This is a genomic window from Polyangium spumosum, assembly GCF_009649845.1.
Classification (GTDB): domain Bacteria; phylum Myxococcota_A; class Polyangia; order Polyangiales; family Polyangiaceae; genus Polyangium; species Polyangium spumosum.
In genome coordinates this window covers 186351-204181 of sequence record NZ_WJIE01000014.1, presented here as the reverse complement: position 1 = coordinate 204181, position 17831 = coordinate 186351, and the positions used below count along the sequence as shown (strand labels likewise).

Below are 17831 nucleotides of genomic sequence, written 5' to 3'. Positions count from 1 at the left end.
CCGTCGCTCGGTCAGAGGGAACCCACGAAACGAAGCAGCAGAGCCCTGTCCGACGCCGAGAATGCGCGGAATACCTCGCGCGAGGCTTCGGCCTCGCCTCCGTGCCAGAGGATGGCCTCCTCGATGCTCCGGGCGCGCCCGTCGTGCAGGAGACGCGTGTGTCCGGAGACCGAGCTCGTCATGCCGACGCCCCAGAGCGGCGCCGTCCGGAAATCGCGACCTCCCGCCTCGTGGTCGGGGCGATCGTCGGCGAGCCCCGGTCCCATGTCGTGAATCAAGAGATCGGTGTACGGGTAGATCCGCTGGCCTTCTACCTCGGGAAAACCCGCGAGTGGGCCGGTGACGAACGATGGCGTATGACACGCGCCGCAACGCGCCTGCGAAAACAGCGCCTTTCCGAGGAGCACCTCGGGGTCGGCGGCGTCCGGGCGATAGGGTACGGCGACGAGGTGAGAAAGTAGGACGATCGCGTCGAAGCGAGCCGCGTCGATGTCCAGCGTCGTGCCCGCGGCCGCGATGCAGCCCGCCTGCGCGGGTGGGCAATTGTCGGTCGGGCGCAGAGGAGAGGTGATGCCGATGTCCCCGAGGAAGGCCCCGGCGGTTTGGCGCGCGAGATCCACCTCGTTCGCTTTCCACCCGAAGCGCCCGGGCGAGATCGCTCCCTCGACGGAGACATGGTTCCTGCGTCCGCGAATCCCGTCGCCGTTTTTATCCTCGGGATCGACCAGCGCCTCAATGTCCTCCTCGCGGACGGCGGCGAGCAAGCCGAGCCCGATCATCGGCTGCGCGACCCGTGGTGAAATACGGGTCCCCGCCGCGAGGGGGCCGAACGCGAGATCGTGCGCAGGGTAAGCCGGCTCGAGCAGCTCGTACGCTGTGCCATCTGCGTACGAGCCTGCTTTCGTGGCATATTCGACAGAAAACCACCCCTCCGGTGATACGCCGGGGATGGCCTTGTTCTGGAGCTGATCGCCATAGCGGGGATCGGGGACGAACGTCGCGCCGTCCTCCGAGGGGATCGACAGCCGCACGAGCATCGACGTCATCGGCTGACCGGGGGGCGGCGGTGCGCCTCGGCCACCTCGAAAATGGCAGCTCCGGCAGGAGGTCCCGACGTACGTCGGGCCGAGTCCGTCCCGATCGACCTCGCCCCCCACGGTCCAGGCGACGTCGAAGAGCGCGAGCCCGGCCTCGAACGTCCCCAGCCGCTCCAGAGATAGATTCGCCGCGGGGCGCAAGAAGCTCTTTTCGTCACGCGTCTCGATCGTCGTGTCGCCCCCGGGCCGCTCTTCCCCGGGCTCGAACGATGCCGGCGTGGCTCCGCCCGCGCCGGCCGTCCCAGCACCCGAGCCGCCGCCCGCGCTCGATGAAGAGCCGCCGGTCCCGCTCGTGCTCGCGTCGACATGCGGGTCGGAGCACGCGAATCCGAGGGGGATCGCTGCGAGGAGGGCAATCCATCGCGCCATTCGGGGCATCACGGCCAGGGCACTCCAACGGGCGCACTCGAACGCTCCGGGCCTTCCGGCGGCAGCGGCAGGGCGAGCTGCCCGCTCGTATTCGAGCCCCATACCTGAAGGCCGCCGACGTCGTCCAGGGCAATGGCACCTGTGAGGCCCGCGGCGGCCGCGCGCACGCCGCCGACCAGGCACGGCGCTGGCTTGGTGCGTTGTTGGGTGTCGCCCACGCCGAGCTGCGCGAGGCTATTTTGACCCCACCCGAGAAGCTCTCCGCTCGCGAGCGCCGCATAACTCGTATTTCCGCGAGCGTCGAGCGCGACCGCTCCATCCGGCAATACAATGGGAACGGGCTGCGGCCTGGAAGCCAGGATGCCGGCCGAACCGTCCCCGATCTGCCCGCTCGAGCCGAGCCCCCATGCATACACGCCGCCCGTGGCGGTCAGAGCGAGGACGTGGTCCCGCCCGGCGGCCACGTCGACGACATTTTCGAGATTCGGCACGATGAGCGGCGCGGGGTGAGGGGAGATGTCCTCGTCGCCGATCCCGAGCTGGCCCTCGTCGTTCGAGCCCCACGCGTGGACGAGGCCGTTCACGTCGACGGCGAACGACGCGTCGTCCGAGGCGGCGATCGCGACGATTTCGGCCGAGGTGACGACCTCGACGATCCCGGCGTGGCTCTCGGTATCACCCACGCCGAGCTGCCCGCGACCATTCTGCCCCGCGGCGAAGACGCGACCGTCCGCGCGTAGAAACAAGCCATGCCCTCCGCCGGGCGCGAGGGCCACGATGTCCTCGAGCCCTGCCACGGCCTCGAACGCCGGCTGTCCCGCGGTCGCCACGAACACGTGCCCCTCGGTATCGAGCGCGAAGAGCGAACCTCCGCCCTCGGCCACGGAGACGATCCCCGCCGGCGCGTCCCTCACGGTGGGAATCGGGGCGCCGCCGCCCCATTGCACGATCGCCCCGTCGCGAACGGCGTACATCGTGTCGAGGGATGCTGCCACGAGACGCCCACCAACCAGGTGCGCCTCCGCGGCGGCCGTCCCCGAGGGCGAAACGATCGTCACGACAAACGGCGAAACGCCGCGCGACAGAGGGAGCCGCATCCGCGCCGTCCCCGCGGTCACGGACGCGTCGATGATCCGCTCGTCGACGATCTCTTCGCCGCGCTGGAGCCGGACCGTCGCGCCCCCTCCCGACACGGTGAACGCGACGTCCACATCCACGTTACGGCGCTGAAATGCCATGCCAGGCGGCGGGCTCACGAGCGTGAGGGTGGCCTCTTCGGCCGGCGGGGTCGTGCTGCCTCCTTCACCGCTCGAGCTCGCGCCGCCTCCTCCTGCGCCTTTGGCCATCCCACCAGAGCCCCCCGATCCCGTCGAGCTCCCGGCCGTCGAATTCGATTTCGACGGCCCGTCGCCGGAGCACGCGCCGAGCGCGCACCCGGCGAGGACCAGAACGACAAACGCGCGGGGCCTCATGGGAGCGTCACGAGCCCCGGCGTCGGATACGCCCAGTTGTTGAGCAAATTCGGCCGCCCGAGGCTCCCGTTCGTGCTCCATCCCCACGTGTAGATCGCGCCGTCCGGCGCCACGCCAATCGCGTGTGTCGCCCCGGGGTCGAGCTCGAGCGTCGCGGGTATCGAGAGCGGCGCGTCCGGCGCGCTTCGATCGACGGTATCGTCGCCGCCGATGCCGAGCTGCCCATTGAAGTTCTGCCCCCAGCCGACCGCGCTGCCGTCCGCCCGGACGGCGAAGCTGTAGTTCCCGTCGGCGAAGACCGCGACCCCGTCGGTCAACCCCACGACAGCCGTCGGTGAATGAGCCTCCGCGTCGGCGCCGCTCATCCCATTGCCCACCTGCCCGCTCTGGTTGAGCCCCCACGCCATGATCGTCCCGTCCGCGCGCAGCGCGAGCACGTGATCCCGCCCCGAAGCGAGGTGCACGACGTCGGAGAGCCCCGGCACCTCGACCGGCGTCGAATGCGGCTCCCCATCCGCGCTCCCCTGGCCGAGGTTGCCATACAGGTTCCTCCCCCACGCCCATACGGTGCCATCGCGCCGCAGCGCCAGAGAATGCTTCGAACCACCGACGACCTGGATGACGTCCTCGAGCGCCGCGACCGTCACCGGGTAATGGCGGTCCTCGGTCGTGCCGTCGCCGAGCTGCCCCGAGCTATTGTCGCCGAAGGCGCGGACCGTCCCGTCCTCGAGCAAGACGAGCGTGTGATCGTAGCCGAACGTCGCGGCGAGCACACCGGAGAGGCTCGTGTTCTGCGTGGGGACGTCGCGATGGACCGCGTCGAGCATCTCCGGCGAGCCCAGGCCGAGCCGGCCGTCGGTGTTGGTCCCCCAGACGAACAGGGCGCCGTCCTTGCGGAGCGCGAGGGATTGATTCTGTCGAAAATCGAGGGCGGTGATCTCCTCGATGCCGGGCACGAGCACGGGCTCGAAGCGCGACGTCGTGTCGCCCCCGCCGAGGCCGAGCTGCCCGAGGTTGTTGCGGCCCCACGCCGCGACCTTCCCCGACACGATAACGCCCGTATGAGACCCTCCGGCGCCGACTCTTCGTTCGAACGTCACCTCGAGGGGCACCTCCGTTCGATGGCCGGCGAGGTCCTCGGCCGCGACGACGAGCGTGTTTTTCCCGCGTGTCGGCCGCGCGTCGACGGCTGCATCGAACATCGTGGCGCCATGGGTCACGTCGAGCGCCGTCGCGGGGGCGCCGTTCCACGTGAATTCGACTTTCGCCAGGCCCCCCGCGTCCTCGGCGTGCACGGAGACGAGCAAACGAGCCGTGCGGAGAAGCGCGCCGTCGCCCGGCCCTGCGAGGGTCACGACGGGCGGGGCATGGTCGGCGGATGCGCCGCCCTCGCCGCCCTCGCCGCCGACGCCACCCGCGCCGCCGCCGCCACCCGCGCCGCCGGCCCCTCCACCCGAACCACCTTGGCCACCGCTGCCGGAGCTCGCGGAGGACGAGCCTGCGCTCCCCCCGGGGTCGGTTGACCCTGCGTCGCTGCAACCCGTGCCCGCACACAAGACGAGAGCCGGGGCCAGGGCCCACGGCCAGAAGGCTGTCGTTTTCATGGAAAGCTCCGCGGAAGGGCGCCTGTGAGGTTCGCGGGGACAGCGTCGTTCACGACGGCTTCTCCCGGGTCGGCCCGGACCGAGGCTACCTTCGGTTTCTGCAATTGACAATGAAAATCGATTTCATGTCGGACAGAACGTTGTCCAGCCATCAAATTTGCTGCAGCAACAGAGAAATAATTTGGCAAGGTTGAATTTTTCTCGGTTGCCGCAACTGAAAACGATTTTCATTGTCATCTGTGTTGGTTTCGGTAGGCTCCGCGGGGTCTTCACGCGAAGTTCGGAAGCCATGCGCATGTATTTGTTCTTACTACTCCTCACCGGCGTCCTCTCGGGATGTGGCAACGATGATGCGGCGACGACGACTGCGGCCGGCGGCGGCGTCCCGCCCGAGGTGTTGCCGCCGCTACCGCCCATCGAGGGGCTCACGCCCTTCGTGGACCTGAACCTCGACCCGCGTATCGTCGAGGTCGACCTCGTCGCGCGGAAAAACCAGGTCGCCCTCCGTCCCGGCATCGCGACGCGGCTCCTCAATTACAACGATCAATTCCCCGGCCCGCTCCTCCATGCGCGCGTGGGCGACCGGGTCATCGTCCATTTCAAAAACGAGCTCGACGAGTCGACGGTCGTACACTGGCACGGGCTCCGGATCTCCGACGCGATGGACGGCTCCCCCATGATCCAGGCCCCCGTGGAGCCCGGCGCGTCGTTCACGTACGATTTCATCGTGCCCGACGCGGGCACGTACTGGTATCACACCCACCTCCACCAGATCGAGCAGTTCGAACGCGGCTTGTATGGCGCGATCGTGGTGCACGAGAGAGAGTTTCCCACCTTCTCGGCGGAGCGGCTCTTCGTCGCGGATGACATCCGGCTCGGCGCGAACAATCAGGTCTCGGCGTTCCAGGAGAGCGGCCCCGATATCGGCGCGGGGCGCGTCGGCAATACGCTGCTCGTCAACGGCAATGTGGTCAACGGGGAGACGGGCCAGCCGTTCACGTTCTCGATCCCGCGCGGCGCCATCGAGCGGTGGCGCTTCGTGCAGGCGACGAACGCGCTCGCCCACGGATTGCGGATCCGGGGCGCCGACGTCCGCGTCATCGCCACCGACGGCGGCCTCTTGCCGCAGCCGTTCACGCTCGAGCGTGTCGATATCGCGCCCGGCCAGCGATACGATTTCGAGGTGCGGCCCCACGCGGACGCGACCGAGGTCGTGCTCGAGGCGCTGATCCAGGTCCTCGACGAGAACAACCAGGTGGTCGAACAGCCCATCGCGTACGCCCGCGCGACCGTCGAGGGCGAGGTGAAGGCGGAGGAGCCGATCTATCCGCTCGTCGAGCTCCCCCGGGTCGACGTAGAGCCGGCCGAGACGCTGCAATGGAAGCTCTCGGGCGGCGTGGTGGACAACGAGGTCCAGTTCACCATCAATGGTGTGCCTGCGTATGTGGGCGAGGGCCACGAGCACGTCCTCTTGCACACCTTCAAGCCGAACGTCCCCGTGGCGATCACGTTGACGAGCAACGTGAGCCCTGCGCATCCTTTCCATATCCACGGTCAGTTCTTCCAGGTCGTCGCGCGTGGCGGAGCGCCCGTCTTCGAGCCCGGCCTGCGGGACACCGTGCACGTGCGCGGCAACGAGAGCGCGACCATTCTCTCGTATTTCGAGAATCCCGGGCGCTGGATGGTCCACTGCCACATCTCCGAGCACAGCGAAAAAGGCATGATGGCCGATATCCAGGTCGACGCGCCGGTCGGGCATCACCAGCACTGACGGGCCCCTCGTGGGTCGCTTGAAAGGCAGATCTAAAGGAGTTTTTATGAACGATCGAACCCTCTACATCGACCGCTGGACGCTCGCCGCGCTGGCGCTCCTCCTCGTCCTCGTGCCTGCATGTGCCGCGATGGAGGGCCCTCATGACGAGCAGCGTACGTTCCGCAGCCCGGATGCACCCACCGAAGAAGGTGGCGGTGGTCTGGGCGGCATGAGTCCAAGCCCGACCGAGCCGAGCGACGACGACGACGACGATCACGACGACGACGATTACGAGGACGACGAGGACGACGAGGACGACGAGGACGACGATTACGAGGACGAGGACGAGGAGGAGGAGGAGGACGAGGACGATTACGAGGACGAGGACGACGAGGACGACGAGGACGACGAGGACGAAGACGAGGACGACGACGAGGACGAAGACGACGAGACCTGACGGCGAGAACCTGCTGCGCGCAAACGAGGGCACATGAGCCAGGTGCGCCTTTCCTCCAGCGTCACGAGCGCGTTTCTGCTCGTGGCCCTCGCCCGATCGTTATCGGCCGCGGAGCCTCCCGCCCTCTCGGCCAAGGTGAACGCCGAGACGTCCATCTATACCGACGACAATCACGTCGACGTCTTCACCCCGGCCATCGCCGGGACCGTGGAGAATCCGCTCGCTGGCTGGTCCGTCTCCGGCCATTACCTCGTGGACGTCGTCACGGCGGCGTCCCCCGATATCGTCGCCAGCGCCTCGCCCCCCTTCCAGGAGACGCGCCACGCGGGATCGGTCGGCGGGGCGTTTCGCTCGAACGACCTCGGCGCCTCCGCCGACGTATCCTTCTCCTCCGAGCCCGATTACCTCTCCCTCTCGGGTGGCGTCCGCGGCACGCTGGATCTGGCCCAGAAAAACGTCACCCTGTTCCTCGGGTATTCCTATCGAAATGACACCGCAGGTCGCGCGGGTACGCCTTTCGAGGTCTTCCAGCGCAAGCTGCACACGCACAGCCTGACGGGAGGGGCGTCGATCGTCCTCGGTCGCTCGACGCTCGTCACCGTCCAGATCGACGGGATCCTCGAGCGCGGCAACCAGAGCAAACCTTATCGGTACGTCCCGCTCTTCGAGGTCGGCACGGCGGGTCTCGTCCCCCCGGGCGCCAGCGTCGAGCAGGTGAATGCCATGCGCCTCGACGCGCGCCCGCTGGAGGAGCTCCCACGGCTCCGCGATCGTCATGCCCTCGCGGCGCGTATTTCGCACCGGTTCAGCGGGGCCACGCTTCGCCTGGAGGAGCGGTTGTACACGGATTCCTGGGGCCTGAAAGCGAGCACGACGGACGCGAGGTACATGCTCGACGTCGGCCGGCGGGTGACGATCTGGCCCCACGCGCGGGTGCACGTGCAGTCCGGAGCCACGTTCTGGCGTCGCGCCTACGAGGTGCAGGGCCCCGAGCCGGGCACCCTCGATGTCCCCGTGATTCGCACGGGTGATCGTGAGCTCGGCCCTCTCTATACGCTGACCGGAGGCGGCGGGATCTCCGTGGAGCTCTCTTCCCGCTTTTTGATGAGCCTCCAGGTGGACGGCACGTACACTTCTTTCCTCGACGCCCTGTACGTGTCGCGTCGCATCGGGTTCTTCTCGGCCCTGTCCGCGCAGGCTTCCTTCGAATGAGGTCGTGAGCTCAAAACGCCGCCGTGCCCCCGAGCTCCAGGGAGACGGCGGTCCCGTTCGAGGGGAACATCCGCATCACCTTGGCCCCCACCGAGACCCCGAACCGCCGCGAAATGGCATAAGCGAGGGAAGCTCCACCCCCGAAGAAGGCCGTACCTGATTTCCGGTACACGGCGAGCTCCTGCACCGGCGGGTTGTCGAGCTGGCCTGCCGGCGGCGGCTTCTGAAGGTCCTCCGTGACGACGAGGCGATATTTGGTGTCGACCTGCGCGATCCCTCCGCAGGTGAACAACAAGAAGCGTAGCCCCTCGTGCTGGAAGGGGTCTCTGCCGAAGGTATAACCGACGCGCGCTTCGCCGTGGAAGGGCAAGAAGCTCGGGCCTTCGGCGCCGTCCGGCCGCGGTCCACCTCCCCGTAGCACCCATCCGAGGCGTATCCCGAGCGTGACGTTGCCGGAGAGAATCCGATCGTAGCCGCCCAGGAGCCGCGTCGTCGCGAGCCCGGGAAATGCGCGAATGTCTCCCGCCGGGTCGGGCAGCGGCGCGCCGTGGTACTGCGTCCCCGACGCCCGAAAACACGCGAAGCCGCCCTCGATCTGGTTTCGCATCGCGCACGGGTTCGTCCCTACGTGTAGCCCCAGGTCCTGCGCGAGCGAAAGGGAGAAGAGATTCGTCACGCGGGACGACGGCGCCTCGATCCGCGCCTCTGCGGCCTCCGACGGCCCGGCCCACGTGCAAACGGCCCACGTCGCGACGGCCGCGGCGCCGCGGCCCACCCATTTTTGGAGCTTCACGGTTCGTACACCAGGCGCATGGTGGTGAAGCCCGTCGTGTCGGGCGGGACGAAATCCAGCGGCGCCGAACCACGGGTGAAGGGAATGGACACCGTCGGCCCGTCCGGCTCGCTCTTGCTCGAGGAGTTCCACTCCGTGAACTCGACGTGCACCTGGTATTCGCCGTCCGGCGCGGGCATGCCCTCGAGGTTCGTCCCGTTCCAGGAGGACGCGTGTGCTCCATGGTTTTTCCGCGTCGCGCCCGTCACGGCGTCGACGATGTTCGCGCCCGAGGCCACGTCCCATTGCACGAGGTGCTTGGCGCGTTTGGCCGCCCAGAGCTCGAGCGTCTTCACGAACGTCCCCTGCCCATCGGTGATCCACACCGCGCCCACGTTTTTCGGCGCGTACTCTCCGTCGACCGAGACGGTCGTGAAGTGAAAGACGAGCCCATCCGCGGCAGCCATTCCGCCGCCCGCGCCCCCACCTCCCGAACCCGCGGAGGCCGAAGGGGACGTCAGCTCGGAGTCCGGGGGAGCGCCACCGCCGCCGCGATAAGGTGTCCAGAATGCGGGGTCGCCCCCGTTGGCCGGGCCGCAGCCGGCGACGAAGGCCGCTACGAGCCCGAACGAGGGCCAGATGCGCCATGCGCGGCGACCATTGTGGAGGTTCGACGAAGCCATGAGACCTGTTCTTGACTTTGACTTTCATTTCCAGTATACCGGCGCGCGGCCAACCTGGCAAGGCCGATCGTTCGTCATGTTGCTTTCGTCATCCAGCAAGCGCGCAGCCGCTTGGATCGTGGTCCTGGGGCTCTGCGCCGCTTCGTCCGGGTGCGGTGATCCGCTTCGAGAGGACGCGGTCGTGAGGCTCGGCGACGAGTTACCCGGCGTCCCCGCGGGCCCGCTCCATCGCGCGGGGCAACCTTGCCTGGTATGCCACGACGGCTCCACGTCGACCCCCTTCAGCGTCGCCGGCACGATTCACCTGCGCATCGATGGGGCCCAGCCGGCCGCCTCTGCGCTCGTGCACTTCGCCGACGGTCTGGGCAACACGTATCGCGTGGCCACGAATTGCGCCGGGAATTTCTTCGTTCGCCCCGGCGATTACGAGCCGGCGTGGCCGCTGTGGGTCCGCGTCGAGCGCGAGGGGTGGACGCAGGTCATGGAGTCCCCGGTGAACGGCGACGGCTCGTGCGCGAGCTGCCACGCCCCCGCGCCGGGCCCGGGTTCGGCCGGGCCCATTTACATGATTCCATTCGAGGGCGAGCCCGAGGAGGCGGGTTGTCCATGAAAAAGCTCCTCCCCGTCGCCTCGCTGTCGCTGGCCCTCCTGGGTTGCATCCCGAGCGAGGAGATCGAACCCGACGCTTCGTGGCAACTGCCGAGCCGCGCGGCCTTTCCCCCGGTCCTCGACGCGCTCGAGCCGCGATGCGCGACGCTCGATTGTCATGGAAAACCAGAGCGGAACCTGCGGCTCTACACGAGCTCGGGGCTTCGCCTCTCGCCCTCGGACGTCCCAGGCTCGGGATCCACGACCGAGGCCGAATACGAGGCCAGCTATCGATCCGTGGTCGGTCTGGAGCCCGAGTGGATGAGCCTCGTCGTCGGCGAGCAGGGCGAGGCGCCGGAGCGGCTCACCTTCCTCCGGAAGGGGCGAGGCGTGGAGGCGCACAAGGGCGGCGTCATCCTGGTCCCGGGAGACGCCGCGGACGATTGCGTCACGAGCTGGCTCGCGTCGAGGCTCGACGCAGACGCCTGCGCACGAGCCGCCGACGTTATCCCTCCGTGGTGAACGACGTGACGCTCCTCCTCGACACGACTCCCTGATTCATCGCCGCGAGCGCTTCCGCGCCGGTCCGCCCTCGTCATCCCTGAAGCTTTCCCATTTTCACCGAGAAGAGAGTTGCCCTCGGGTCGAAACGCCGACCGCCCAGCCGCGAACTGCGGGCGTCTTCGACATCGGCGCTCGACGTCGCTCGCCCGGGACCGAAGATAGGGGTGGCCGGGCCGAACGAGGCCGCAGCGCCTTCATTTCGTGTGCGTGCGCTGCTCCCGTCTCGGCTCGTCGAAACGGAAGGAGTGGTGGAGATGAACCGTACATCGACGAAGATGGTGCTCCTGGCGCTCGGCGCCTCGGCGTTGGTTTTCGGCGCGGGATGCGCGGCAGAGACGGTCGCTCCGGAAGAAATGGAGTCCACGGCCGCGCTCGAGAAGGAATACGAAGATATTTTCGCCGAGGAGCAAGCGGACGAGGAGGCCCTCGGCGTGGCCGAACAAGAATTCCGACGTTGCGGGTTCGGCGCCTTCGGCTGCGGCCCGATTGGGGCCTTGCCCGTGCCCGCGCCTTATCCGGTGCCGGTCGCGACGCCGGTGCCTCAGCCCTATGCGGTGCCCGTGGATCGGCCCGTGCCCGTGCCCGTGCCGGTGGTGGTGGAGCGGCCCGTGCCCGTGCCGGTGGCGTTTCCGCAGCCGTACCCGGTGCCGGTGCCGCAGCCGTACGCGGTGCCGGTGGCTCGGCCCGTGCCGGTGCCGGTCGCGTGTCGGTTCAACCCGGGCCCCTGCGGCGCCTTCTGGTGACTGGTCGATTCGCGTTCTGCGAGTCCCCGGAGCGATTCCGGGGCTCGCGGACCACCGAATCGGTTACGGTGCAGCCACGCAACCGCGGTGGTTCCCATGATGCACCGGACCAAGCTCGCTCTTCTCGTCGCCTCCACGATCTCGCTCGCCGCAGTCTCCGCGCGGGCCGACCCCTCGGCAGGCTTGCCGCCGCGGTCGGACGCGGAGGTCGCGCGGCGTATCGCGTTCCTCCAGGCGCGCCTCGATCGCGGGACCGCCCCGGCGAACCGATGGTGGTATGGCTGGTACACGGGGTGGACCGCGCTGACGGTCGGGCAGGGCGCCGTCGCCGTCGCCATCACCGACCCGGGCCTTCGCGCGGACGCCGCCGTCGGCGCAGTCGGGTCGTCCCTCGGTTTGATCCCGCTTTCGTTCGTCCCGTTCCCCGCCCGCCACGCCGCCGCCGATCTGCGAGCGATGCCGGACGCGACGCCCGACGAGCGACGCAAGAAGCTCGCGCGCGGCGAGCGCCTGCTCCGCGAGAGCGCGGAGTCGGAGGTGCTCCGCCGCAAATGGTTCAATCACGTGCTGTCCGGCACGGTGTCCACGGGCGTCGGGCTGGTGCTGGCGCTGGGGTATGGCAGGCCGGTGACGGGCGCGCTGAGCGCGACGATCGGAATCGCGCTCAGCGAAGCGCAGATCTTCACGATGCCGACCGCCGCGATCGACGATTGGGAAGAGTACCGCCGCTCCGGCGGTACGGCCGGCGCGGGGCGACCGCGGCGGCCTGCTCCTGGTTTTTCCTGGTACGTCGCGCCGCTCGCCGGCGGCGCGGTGGTGGGTGGAGCGTTTTGACGCGCCGCGGGCCTCGGTCAGGAGTCGTAGCCGTAATTGCCGTCGAGGACGAGGACCACGCCGCTATCCGGGTAGAGAAGCACGACGCGGGTGATGAAGTCGGTGCAGTTGTGGCACGACACCTGCTCGCTGTAATACCACGCCTCGATGTCGCCGCCGCCCGCGAAGGCGTCGATCGCGGCGAGCAGGGCGCTGCCGCCGTTCGCTCCGAAGAACGTGGTCGCGGAGAGGCCGGCGCGATCGGTGAACGTGCCGTATTCGGAGGCAGGCTGGTTCTGATCCGTGGAGGCGATCTCGTCGACCACGCTCGCGATCGTGACCGGCGCCGCTGGGCACTCCGGCGTATCGTAGGCGGCGATGGGCTGGAGATTGCGCCAGTTGTAGCCGCTCGATCCCTGGTTCCACGCCGCGCGCGCCGGCTCGAGCGAGGAAGCGTCGATCGAGGCGAGCGAGAGGGGCTCCTGCAGCACGTCGCACGCATCCGCATGGACACAGCGCTGCACCTGGCGGTAGGAGCCACACGCCGCGAAATCGGTCGTTCCCGCGGGCTGGCTGAGGTAGCAGGCGTGAACCGAAGGCTCGCACGCGGGCGTCGGCCATACCGTGTAGGGGTCGCCGGAGGTGAGGGCGAGGCCCGTCACGCGCGCGACGAGGCGCGCGCTCTTCTTCGCGAGGGTCCCGTCGGGGCGCGTCGCGCTGAAGGAAAGGTACTGCGTGTGCGGATCGATGGCGTCATGCAGATTCGCGTACGACCAGTCGAGGCGGTAGCTGTTCGCATCGACGGGGAAGACCGTCGGCGCGCCGTCGGGCGCCGTGACGGTGAGCGGGTTTCCGAGCACGTCGGCGCCGCCGCGATAGACGACGTTGTCGGTGCCGTTGAGGGCGTAGAACGGCTGCACGGCCTCGTCGATCCAGATGTCGCTCGATCCGAGGAAATCGTAAAAACGCGCCGAGACCTCGACCCGAGCGGTGTACTGGTTGGGCGTGCCCGTGAAGGTGTTGATGGAGACGAAGAGCGGCAGGCCGGAGAGCAAGCTATTCAGCTCGTGGCCCTCGTGGATCACGACCTCGAGCCGCCGCTCGCTGATGATGTTCGCCTGTCCGAAGGCGTCATCGGGAACGAAGCTGAACACGCTCTTCAGGTAGCGGTTCGCGGTGCCGCGCAGGATGAGCGCGCGGACGCCGTCGCGCTCCTCGAAGGTGCCGAGCGTCTCGAACGAGAAGTCGAGGTCCCCCTCCGAGGCATAGATCCGGGTCGCCGTGGCGGCGGAGGCTGTCGACTCCGTTTCCTCCGGCAGCGCAGGATCCTGCGCTGCGCAGGCGGGCACGGCGAGGGCGGCCAGGAGACCGATTGCAAGGAAGCGCGATTTATTTACCATGATATCTCCCGTGGGTGGCGACCTCTTATTGCGCATGAACGTCCACTTGGCAAGTGCCGGGAGTATTAAAAGCCGGCGTCACCCCCCGCGGCGCTGTCGGGCGCGCAGCTCTTGCAGCGCTTCGCGTTCCTCCGTGCGCTCGGCGATGGCGGCGCGCTTGTCGTGCACCTTCTTCCCGCGGCCGACGCCGAGGGCCACCTTCACGTGGCCATTCCGGAAATGCAGGTCGAGCGGCACGAGCGTGTAGCCCTCGCGCATGATGGCGCGCTCGATCTGCCGGATCTCGCTCGCGTGGAGGAGCAGCTTGCGCGCGCTGCGCTCGTCGTGCGGGAACGCGCGCGCGTGGAGGAAGGACGCAATGTGCATGTTCCTCAGCCATACCTCGCCACGCTCGACCACCGCGTACGCGTCGGTCAGGTGCACGCGCCCCTCACGCAGCGACTTCACCTCGCTCCCGCGCAGCACGATGCCCGCCTCGTACCGGTCCGACAGCTCGTAATGAAACGTCGCCGCGCGGTTCCGCGCGATGACGTGCTCGCCGCTCTGCTTTCGCTCGTTCATGCAGCGTCTCAGCGGAGGGCCGTGATCTCGTGCAGCGCGCAGTCGGCCGGACCTCGTTTTGCCGCGATACGCGCCGTCCGCCCCACGGAGACCTTGTCCGCGACCGCGCGGTAGACGGGCTCCGAGACGAGGAGCCGGCTGCCGACCTCCTCGTTCGCCGATTCGACGCGGCAGGCGAAGTCGACCGCGCCGCCCATGGCAGCGACGAGCTTCGTGTCGCTCGCGCCCGCGGGCCCGACCACGACCTCGTCGAGGTGGATCCCGATCCCGATGTCGAAGGCCCGGCCATGGCTCGTCACGAGGTACGGCGCGAGCTGCGCCGTGGCTTCGAGCATCCCGAGCGCCGCCCGCACCGCGCGCGAGGCCGCCTCCGGCTGCCCGTCCGCGCCGAAGAGCGCCGAGAGGCCGTCACCCATGTAGTTGTTGATGAAGCCTCCCTCGGCCGCGACGACGCGCCCCATGGCCTCGAAGTAACGATTCAGCACGTAAATCACGTCATACGGCTCGAGCGACGCCGAGAACTCCGTGAAGCCGCGGATATCGGCGACGAGGATCGCGACGGGCAGCCTGGCCCCGAGCGCGGCCGCCTTCCCCGCGCGGAGACGGCTGATGATCTGCACGTCCTCCTGATCGAGCGCCAGCCTGCGGACGCGGACGGGGCCACGCGTGGTCGTCTGGCACGCCATGCGGACGCTCGGCGGCAGCCCGAACCATTCGGCGAGCGACTGCTCCCGCTCATTGCGAGGGTCGACGTGCTCGAGCCCCTCGAGCACGACCACGCGGCACGTGGAGCAGCGCGCATTGCCGCCGCAGGCGCGAATGTGCGGAACGCCCGCGGAGAGCGCGGCGGCGAGGAGAGTCTGTCCTTCCGGGGCATCGACGGAGATCCCGTCGGGCGCGTAGTGGATCGTGGCCATCGCCGCGCGACTCTACACCGCTCGTGGCGTCGCTGCGCGAGGATCGGCATGAATCCGACGGGGCCCTGTGGTAGAAGCGAGGGCGATGCACCCGCGGATCCGCTCGTCCTCCCTCGTTTTCCTCGTCTTCGCCCTCACCGCCTGCGACAAGAGCATCCCGGAGCCGGGCCCCGCGGCGGCCCCGATCACCACGGGGCCGAAGGTGGCCTCCGGCGCCCCCACGCCGACCGCCACGGCGGCCCCCACGCCGGTGCAGCGTATTGCCGCGCCGGCGAGGATCGTCGCGATCGGCGACGTCCACGGCGACCTCGCGGCGACACGCGCGGCGCTTCGAATGGCCGGGGCGATCGACGAGAAGGATCACTGGGTCGGCAAGGATCTCATGATCGTGCAGGTCGGAGACGAGATCGATCGCGGCGACGAGGATCGCGACATCCTCGACCTCTTCGAGCGCCTCGCCGACGAGGCCAAACGCGCGGGCGGCGCCGTGATCGCGCTCAACGGCAACCACGAGGTGATGAACGTCCAGCTCGATCTCCGCTACGTGACCGACGACGCATTCAAGGATTTCGTGGGGGTCTCCGGCGTCGCGACCGCGGATCGGCGCCTCGACCGCGTGGCGGAGCCGGCCAGGGCGCGCGCGGCCGCGTTTCTCCCCGGCGGCCCGTATGCGAAGATGCTCGCGAAGCGCGACCTCATCGCCGTCGTCGGCGACACGGTCTTCGTGCATGGGGGCATCTCGCCCAAGCACGTCCGTTATGGCATCGATCGCATGAACCGCGAGGCGCGCGCCTGGATGGACGGCTCTGCGAAGGACGTGCCCGCGATCATCACCGCGGAGGACGGCCCTGTCTGGCTGCGGCGTTACTCGGCCGCGCCCGGTCCGGAGGACTGTCGTGTGCTGAAGGAGACCCTGGCGTTGATCCCGGCCAAACGTATGGTCGTCGGCCACACGGTGCAGCGCGGCGGCATCACCTCCGCGTGTGACGAGCAGGTCTGGCGTATCGACGTGGGGATGTCGAAGTACTACGGGGGCAAACCCGAGGTGCTGGAGATCAAGGGCGCGGAGGTGCGCCCGCTCCGTTCGAACGATTAGAACGTGCCGACTTCGCCGAGCAGCTTCCCGTTCTCGATGAGGTCCACGCGGCCCCGCGGGGCCGACGCGCCCGCCTCCCAGCGCAATTCGAACGAGAGCTCGAAGTTGCCGCTGCAATCTGCGCAGCTATCGCCCGCCCCGCCGCCTGCGTGGACGTCCGGGAACGGGTTCTCGTTGAAGAAAAAGGCCAGACGAAGGTCCGAGGCCCCGTCCTCGCCCCGATAAAGCTCCCCTCGCTGCTCGTGATCGAGGGTGCCATCGGCGCTCGAGAAGTCCCCGAGCACGAGGACCTGCAAGAGCTCGTCGCCGCAGTCGCCTTTGCGGTCGATGGATTGCACCACCGGCGAGCTCTCGATATCGGCGGCGAGCGACCAGCTCACGGCGCTCTTCTTTCCATTGGCCCACGCCACCTCGAAGCTCCCGGACCCGCCCGTCGCGTCGATCGCCTCCTGGCCGCTCACGCCCACCGGCGTCGGGTCGGTGAGGCCATGGTCCACGCGCGGCCAGCCTCCTCCCGTCCTTCCGGGCTGGAAGTCGCAGGGATCCGCGGCGATCTCCCCCGTCTGCCCCCCGGTCTGCGAGCACCCCACGAGCAGCCCCATCAAAAGCCCAAGCGCAAGTCGTGCGTTCATCAAAAGCCTCCTGCGCCCTGTCTTGCCGCAGCAGCGCCGTGAGCGCAAGCGCCGCGTAGTGCACATACGCATTCTCCATCGCGCCGATCTGCTATACTATGTGCATATATGCGATACAAGCTGGCGTACTTTGCCGAGATCGCGAAGGATTTCTGCCGAGCGCTCCGCGGCCGGCGCTCGCAACGGCAGCTCAGCCGGCGGCTCGGGTACGGGACGAACGTCGCCTTCGGCTGGGAGTCCGGGCGGCGTTTTCCCACGCTGCCCACCCTGCTGCGCGTCGCGGCGTACAACGGCATCGACGTTCATCGCGCGCTCTCGGATTTCGTGCGTCAGGAGTCGGCCCTCGGCGCGGACGTCGCCGTCTCCGACCCGGCCCTCACGGCGATCCTCTTTCAGGCCCTCAAAGGAGGCCTGAGCAACGCCGAGATCGGCGCGCGTATCGGGCGCAGCGCGTCGCAGGTGTCGCGCTTCATGGCCGGCACGTCCCAGCCGCGGCTCCCCGACGTGCTGGCCATCGTCGACGCGACCACCGACCGGCTCCTCGATTTCCTCGCCCTTTTCGTCCCCCCGAGCGGGTTGCCCTCGGTCGCGCGTGACCTTCGCGTGCTGGAGGAGCGCCGACGGATCGCCACCGAGCTGCCCTGGTCGCACGCCGTCCTGCGTGTCCTCGAGCTCGCGAGTTACGCCGCCCTCTCTTGCCATGACGACGCCTGGGTCGCCGCGCGCCTCGGTTTGCCCGAGGACGAGGTGCGCGCTTGCCTCGAAGCCCTGTTGCGGGCGGGCCTGGTCCGATGGCAGGAGGGGCGGTACGCCGCCACGGCCGAGACGGTCGACATGACCCGCGGCGCGGCCGAGCCGCGACAACGATTGAAGGCGCACTGGCTCGACGTCGCCGCGCGCCGGCAGCTTCGCGGCGATCCGGGCCTGTATTCCTACAACCTGGTCAGCGTCGCGCGCGCCGACCTCGAGCGGCTGCGCGCCTTGCACGTGCGATATTTCCACGAGCTTCGGCAGATCGTATCGGACTCGCGCGAGCCCGATTGTGTCGCGCTGGTGGCGATGCAGCTCTTCGAGCTCGGCGCGTGAGGCGTGGGATCG

General features: G+C 68.6%; 18 protein-coding genes. 9 read left to right on the top strand and 9 right to left on the bottom strand.

The window, feature by feature from the left end; genetic code table 11:
• Window positions 1-11: 11 nt before the first annotated feature.
• Genes GF068_RS34625 through GF068_RS34615 form a run of 3 tightly spaced genes read right to left on the bottom strand, consistent with a single transcriptional unit; the run spans window position 12 to window position 4542 of the window.
• Window positions 12-1466, bottom strand: coding sequence for a di-heme oxidoreductase family protein (locus GF068_RS34625; protein WP_170319851.1), 1455 nt, complete (start codon window positions 1464-1466; stop codon window positions 12-14).
• Between the two features lie 8 nt (window positions 1467-1474).
• Window positions 1475-2938, bottom strand: a complete 1464-nt coding sequence (locus GF068_RS34620; RefSeq protein WP_153823801.1) for an RCC1 domain-containing protein — start codon at window positions 2936-2938, stop codon at window positions 1475-1477.
• A complete protein-coding gene (locus GF068_RS34615) occupies window positions 2935-4542 on the bottom strand; it encodes an RCC1 domain-containing protein (RefSeq protein ID WP_153823800.1) in 1608 nt (535 codons plus the stop codon). Before GF068_RS34615 ends, GF068_RS34620 begins: the two co-directional genes overlap by 4 nt.
• Window positions 4543-4831: 289 nt before the next feature.
• Between GF068_RS34615 and GF068_RS34610 the strand changes: the two genes are divergently transcribed.
• From GF068_RS34610 to GF068_RS34600, 3 genes are read left to right on the top strand one after another with little or no spacing between them, the layout of a single operon-like run.
• Complete coding sequence (locus tag GF068_RS34610) at window positions 4832-6313, top strand: multicopper oxidase family protein (protein ID WP_153823799.1); 1482 nt, start codon at window positions 4832-4834, stop codon at window positions 6311-6313.
• A gap of 46 nt (window positions 6314-6359) precedes the next feature.
• Window positions 6360-6752, top strand: a complete 393-nt coding sequence (locus tag GF068_RS34605; protein WP_153823798.1) for a hypothetical protein — start codon at window positions 6360-6362, stop codon at window positions 6750-6752.
• 33 nt (window positions 6753-6785) lie between these two features.
• Window positions 6786-7964: a DUF3570 domain-containing protein gene (locus tag GF068_RS34600; protein ID WP_153823797.1), complete on the top strand. Its 1179-nt coding sequence runs from the start codon at window positions 6786-6788 to the stop codon at window positions 7962-7964.
• 10 nt (window positions 7965-7974) lie between these two features.
• Here the strand turns inward: GF068_RS34600 and GF068_RS34595 are convergent, their stop codons facing one another.
• Both GF068_RS34595 and GF068_RS34590 read right to left on the bottom strand, forming a co-directional pair.
• Window positions 7975-8757 (bottom strand): hypothetical protein, encoded by a 783-nt coding sequence (locus GF068_RS34595; protein WP_153823796.1) that lies wholly within the window; start codon window positions 8755-8757, stop codon window positions 7975-7977.
• Window positions 8754-9419 (bottom strand): DUF2271 domain-containing protein, encoded by a 666-nt coding sequence (locus GF068_RS34590; RefSeq protein WP_153823795.1) that lies wholly within the window; start codon window positions 9417-9419, stop codon window positions 8754-8756. Before GF068_RS34590 ends, GF068_RS34595 begins: the two co-directional genes overlap by 4 nt.
• Between GF068_RS34590 and GF068_RS34585 the strand changes: the two genes are divergently transcribed.
• The 4 genes from GF068_RS34585 to GF068_RS34570 all read left to right on the top strand — a co-directional run bounded on the left by GF068_RS34585 (window position 9418) and on the right by GF068_RS34570 (window position 12148).
• Window positions 9418-10029 carry a hypothetical protein gene (locus GF068_RS34585; protein WP_153823794.1) on the top strand — a complete coding sequence of 204 codons (612 nt, stop codon included), beginning with the start codon at window positions 9418-9420 and terminating at the stop codon, window positions 10027-10029. The genes GF068_RS34590 and GF068_RS34585 overlap by 2 nt on opposite strands.
• Complete coding sequence (locus GF068_RS34580) at window positions 10026-10529, top strand: hypothetical protein (RefSeq protein WP_153823793.1); 504 nt, start codon at window positions 10026-10028, stop codon at window positions 10527-10529. Before GF068_RS34585 ends, GF068_RS34580 begins: the two co-directional genes overlap by 4 nt.
• A gap of 296 nt (window positions 10530-10825) precedes the next feature.
• Window positions 10826-11314 (top strand): hypothetical protein, encoded by a 489-nt coding sequence (locus GF068_RS34575; RefSeq protein ID WP_153823792.1) that lies wholly within the window; start codon window positions 10826-10828, stop codon window positions 11312-11314.
• A 96-nt stretch (window positions 11315-11410) separates the two neighbouring features.
• The gene (locus tag GF068_RS34570) at window positions 11411-12148 is read left to right on the top strand and encodes a hypothetical protein (RefSeq protein WP_153823791.1); all 738 of its coding nucleotides are present in this window, start codon (window positions 11411-11413) and stop codon (window positions 12146-12148) included.
• Window positions 12149-12165: 17 nt separating this feature from the next.
• Here GF068_RS34570 and GF068_RS34565 read toward each other — a convergent pair whose 3' ends face one another.
• From GF068_RS34565 to GF068_RS34555, 3 genes are all read right to left on the bottom strand, one after another.
• A complete protein-coding gene (locus tag GF068_RS34565; RefSeq protein ID WP_153823790.1) occupies window positions 12166-13527 on the bottom strand; it encodes a hypothetical protein in 1362 nt (453 codons plus the stop codon).
• 78 nt (window positions 13528-13605) lie between these two features.
• Window positions 13606-14088: an SsrA-binding protein SmpB gene (smpB, locus tag GF068_RS34560; RefSeq protein WP_153823789.1), complete on the bottom strand. Its 483-nt coding sequence runs from the start codon at window positions 14086-14088 to the stop codon at window positions 13606-13608.
• An 8-nt stretch (window positions 14089-14096) separates the two neighbouring features.
• Window positions 14097-15005 (bottom strand): adenylate/guanylate cyclase domain-containing protein, encoded by a 909-nt coding sequence (locus tag GF068_RS34555; protein WP_153823788.1) that lies wholly within the window; start codon window positions 15003-15005, stop codon window positions 14097-14099.
• An 85-nt stretch (window positions 15006-15090) separates the two neighbouring features.
• Between GF068_RS34555 and GF068_RS34550 the strand changes: the two genes are divergently transcribed.
• Window positions 15091-16101: a metallophosphoesterase gene (locus tag GF068_RS34550; RefSeq protein ID WP_153823787.1), complete on the top strand. Its 1011-nt coding sequence runs from the start codon at window positions 15091-15093 to the stop codon at window positions 16099-16101.
• Here the strand turns inward: GF068_RS34550 and GF068_RS34545 are convergent.
• Window positions 16098-16733, bottom strand: a complete 636-nt coding sequence (locus tag GF068_RS34545) for a hypothetical protein (RefSeq protein WP_153823786.1) — start codon at window positions 16731-16733, stop codon at window positions 16098-16100. The genes GF068_RS34550 and GF068_RS34545 overlap by 4 nt on opposite strands.
• Window positions 16734-16841: 108 nt before the next feature.
• On the opposite strand from GF068_RS34545, the gene GF068_RS34540 reads away from it, so the two are divergent.
• Window positions 16842-17819 carry a DUF4423 domain-containing protein gene (locus GF068_RS34540; RefSeq protein ID WP_153823785.1) on the top strand — a complete coding sequence of 326 codons (978 nt, stop codon included), beginning with the start codon at window positions 16842-16844 and terminating at the stop codon, window positions 17817-17819.
• Window positions 17820-17831: the final 12 nt, after the last annotated feature.

Excerpts from the sequence above, each read along its gene's own strand:
- GF068_RS34625 (WP_170319851.1), bottom strand. The coding sequence starts at position 1,466 with ATGGCGCGATGGATTGCCCTCCTCGCAGCGATCCCCCTCGGATTCGCG.
- GF068_RS34620 (WP_153823801.1), bottom strand. The coding sequence starts at position 2,938 with ATGAGGCCCCGCGCGTTTGTCGTTCTGGTCCTCGCCGGGTGCGCGCTC.
- GF068_RS34615 (WP_153823800.1), bottom strand. The coding sequence starts at position 4,542 with ATGAAAACGACAGCCTTCTGGCCGTGGGCCCTGGCCCCGGCTCTCGTC.
- GF068_RS34610 (WP_153823799.1), top strand. The coding sequence starts at position 4,832 with ATGCGCATGTATTTGTTCTTACTACTCCTCACCGGCGTCCTCTCGGGA.
- GF068_RS34605 (WP_153823798.1), top strand. The coding sequence starts at position 6,360 with ATGAACGATCGAACCCTCTACATCGACCGCTGGACGCTCGCCGCGCTG.
- GF068_RS34600 (WP_153823797.1), top strand. The coding sequence starts at position 6,786 with ATGAGCCAGGTGCGCCTTTCCTCCAGCGTCACGAGCGCGTTTCTGCTC.
- GF068_RS34585 (WP_153823794.1), top strand. The coding sequence starts at position 9,418 with ATGAGACCTGTTCTTGACTTTGACTTTCATTTCCAGTATACCGGCGCG.
- GF068_RS34590 (WP_153823795.1), bottom strand. The coding sequence starts at position 9,419 with ATGGCTTCGTCGAACCTCCACAATGGTCGCCGCGCATGGCGCATCTGG.
- GF068_RS34580 (WP_153823793.1), top strand. The coding sequence starts at position 10,026 with ATGAAAAAGCTCCTCCCCGTCGCCTCGCTGTCGCTGGCCCTCCTGGGT.
- GF068_RS34575 (WP_153823792.1), top strand. The coding sequence starts at position 10,826 with ATGAACCGTACATCGACGAAGATGGTGCTCCTGGCGCTCGGCGCCTCG.
- GF068_RS34570 (WP_153823791.1), top strand. The coding sequence starts at position 11,411 with ATGATGCACCGGACCAAGCTCGCTCTTCTCGTCGCCTCCACGATCTCG.
- GF068_RS34565 (WP_153823790.1), bottom strand. The coding sequence starts at position 13,527 with ATGGTAAATAAATCGCGCTTCCTTGCAATCGGTCTCCTGGCCGCCCTC.
- smpB (WP_153823789.1), bottom strand. The coding sequence starts at position 14,088 with ATGAACGAGCGAAAGCAGAGCGGCGAGCACGTCATCGCGCGGAACCGC.
- GF068_RS34555 (WP_153823788.1), bottom strand. The coding sequence starts at position 15,005 with ATGGCCACGATCCACTACGCGCCCGACGGGATCTCCGTCGATGCCCCG.
- GF068_RS34550 (WP_153823787.1), top strand. The coding sequence starts at position 15,091 with ATGCACCCGCGGATCCGCTCGTCCTCCCTCGTTTTCCTCGTCTTCGCC.
- GF068_RS34545 (WP_153823786.1), bottom strand. The coding sequence starts at position 16,733 with ATGAACGCACGACTTGCGCTTGGGCTTTTGATGGGGCTGCTCGTGGGG.
- GF068_RS34540 (WP_153823785.1), top strand. The coding sequence starts at position 16,842 with ATGCGATACAAGCTGGCGTACTTTGCCGAGATCGCGAAGGATTTCTGC.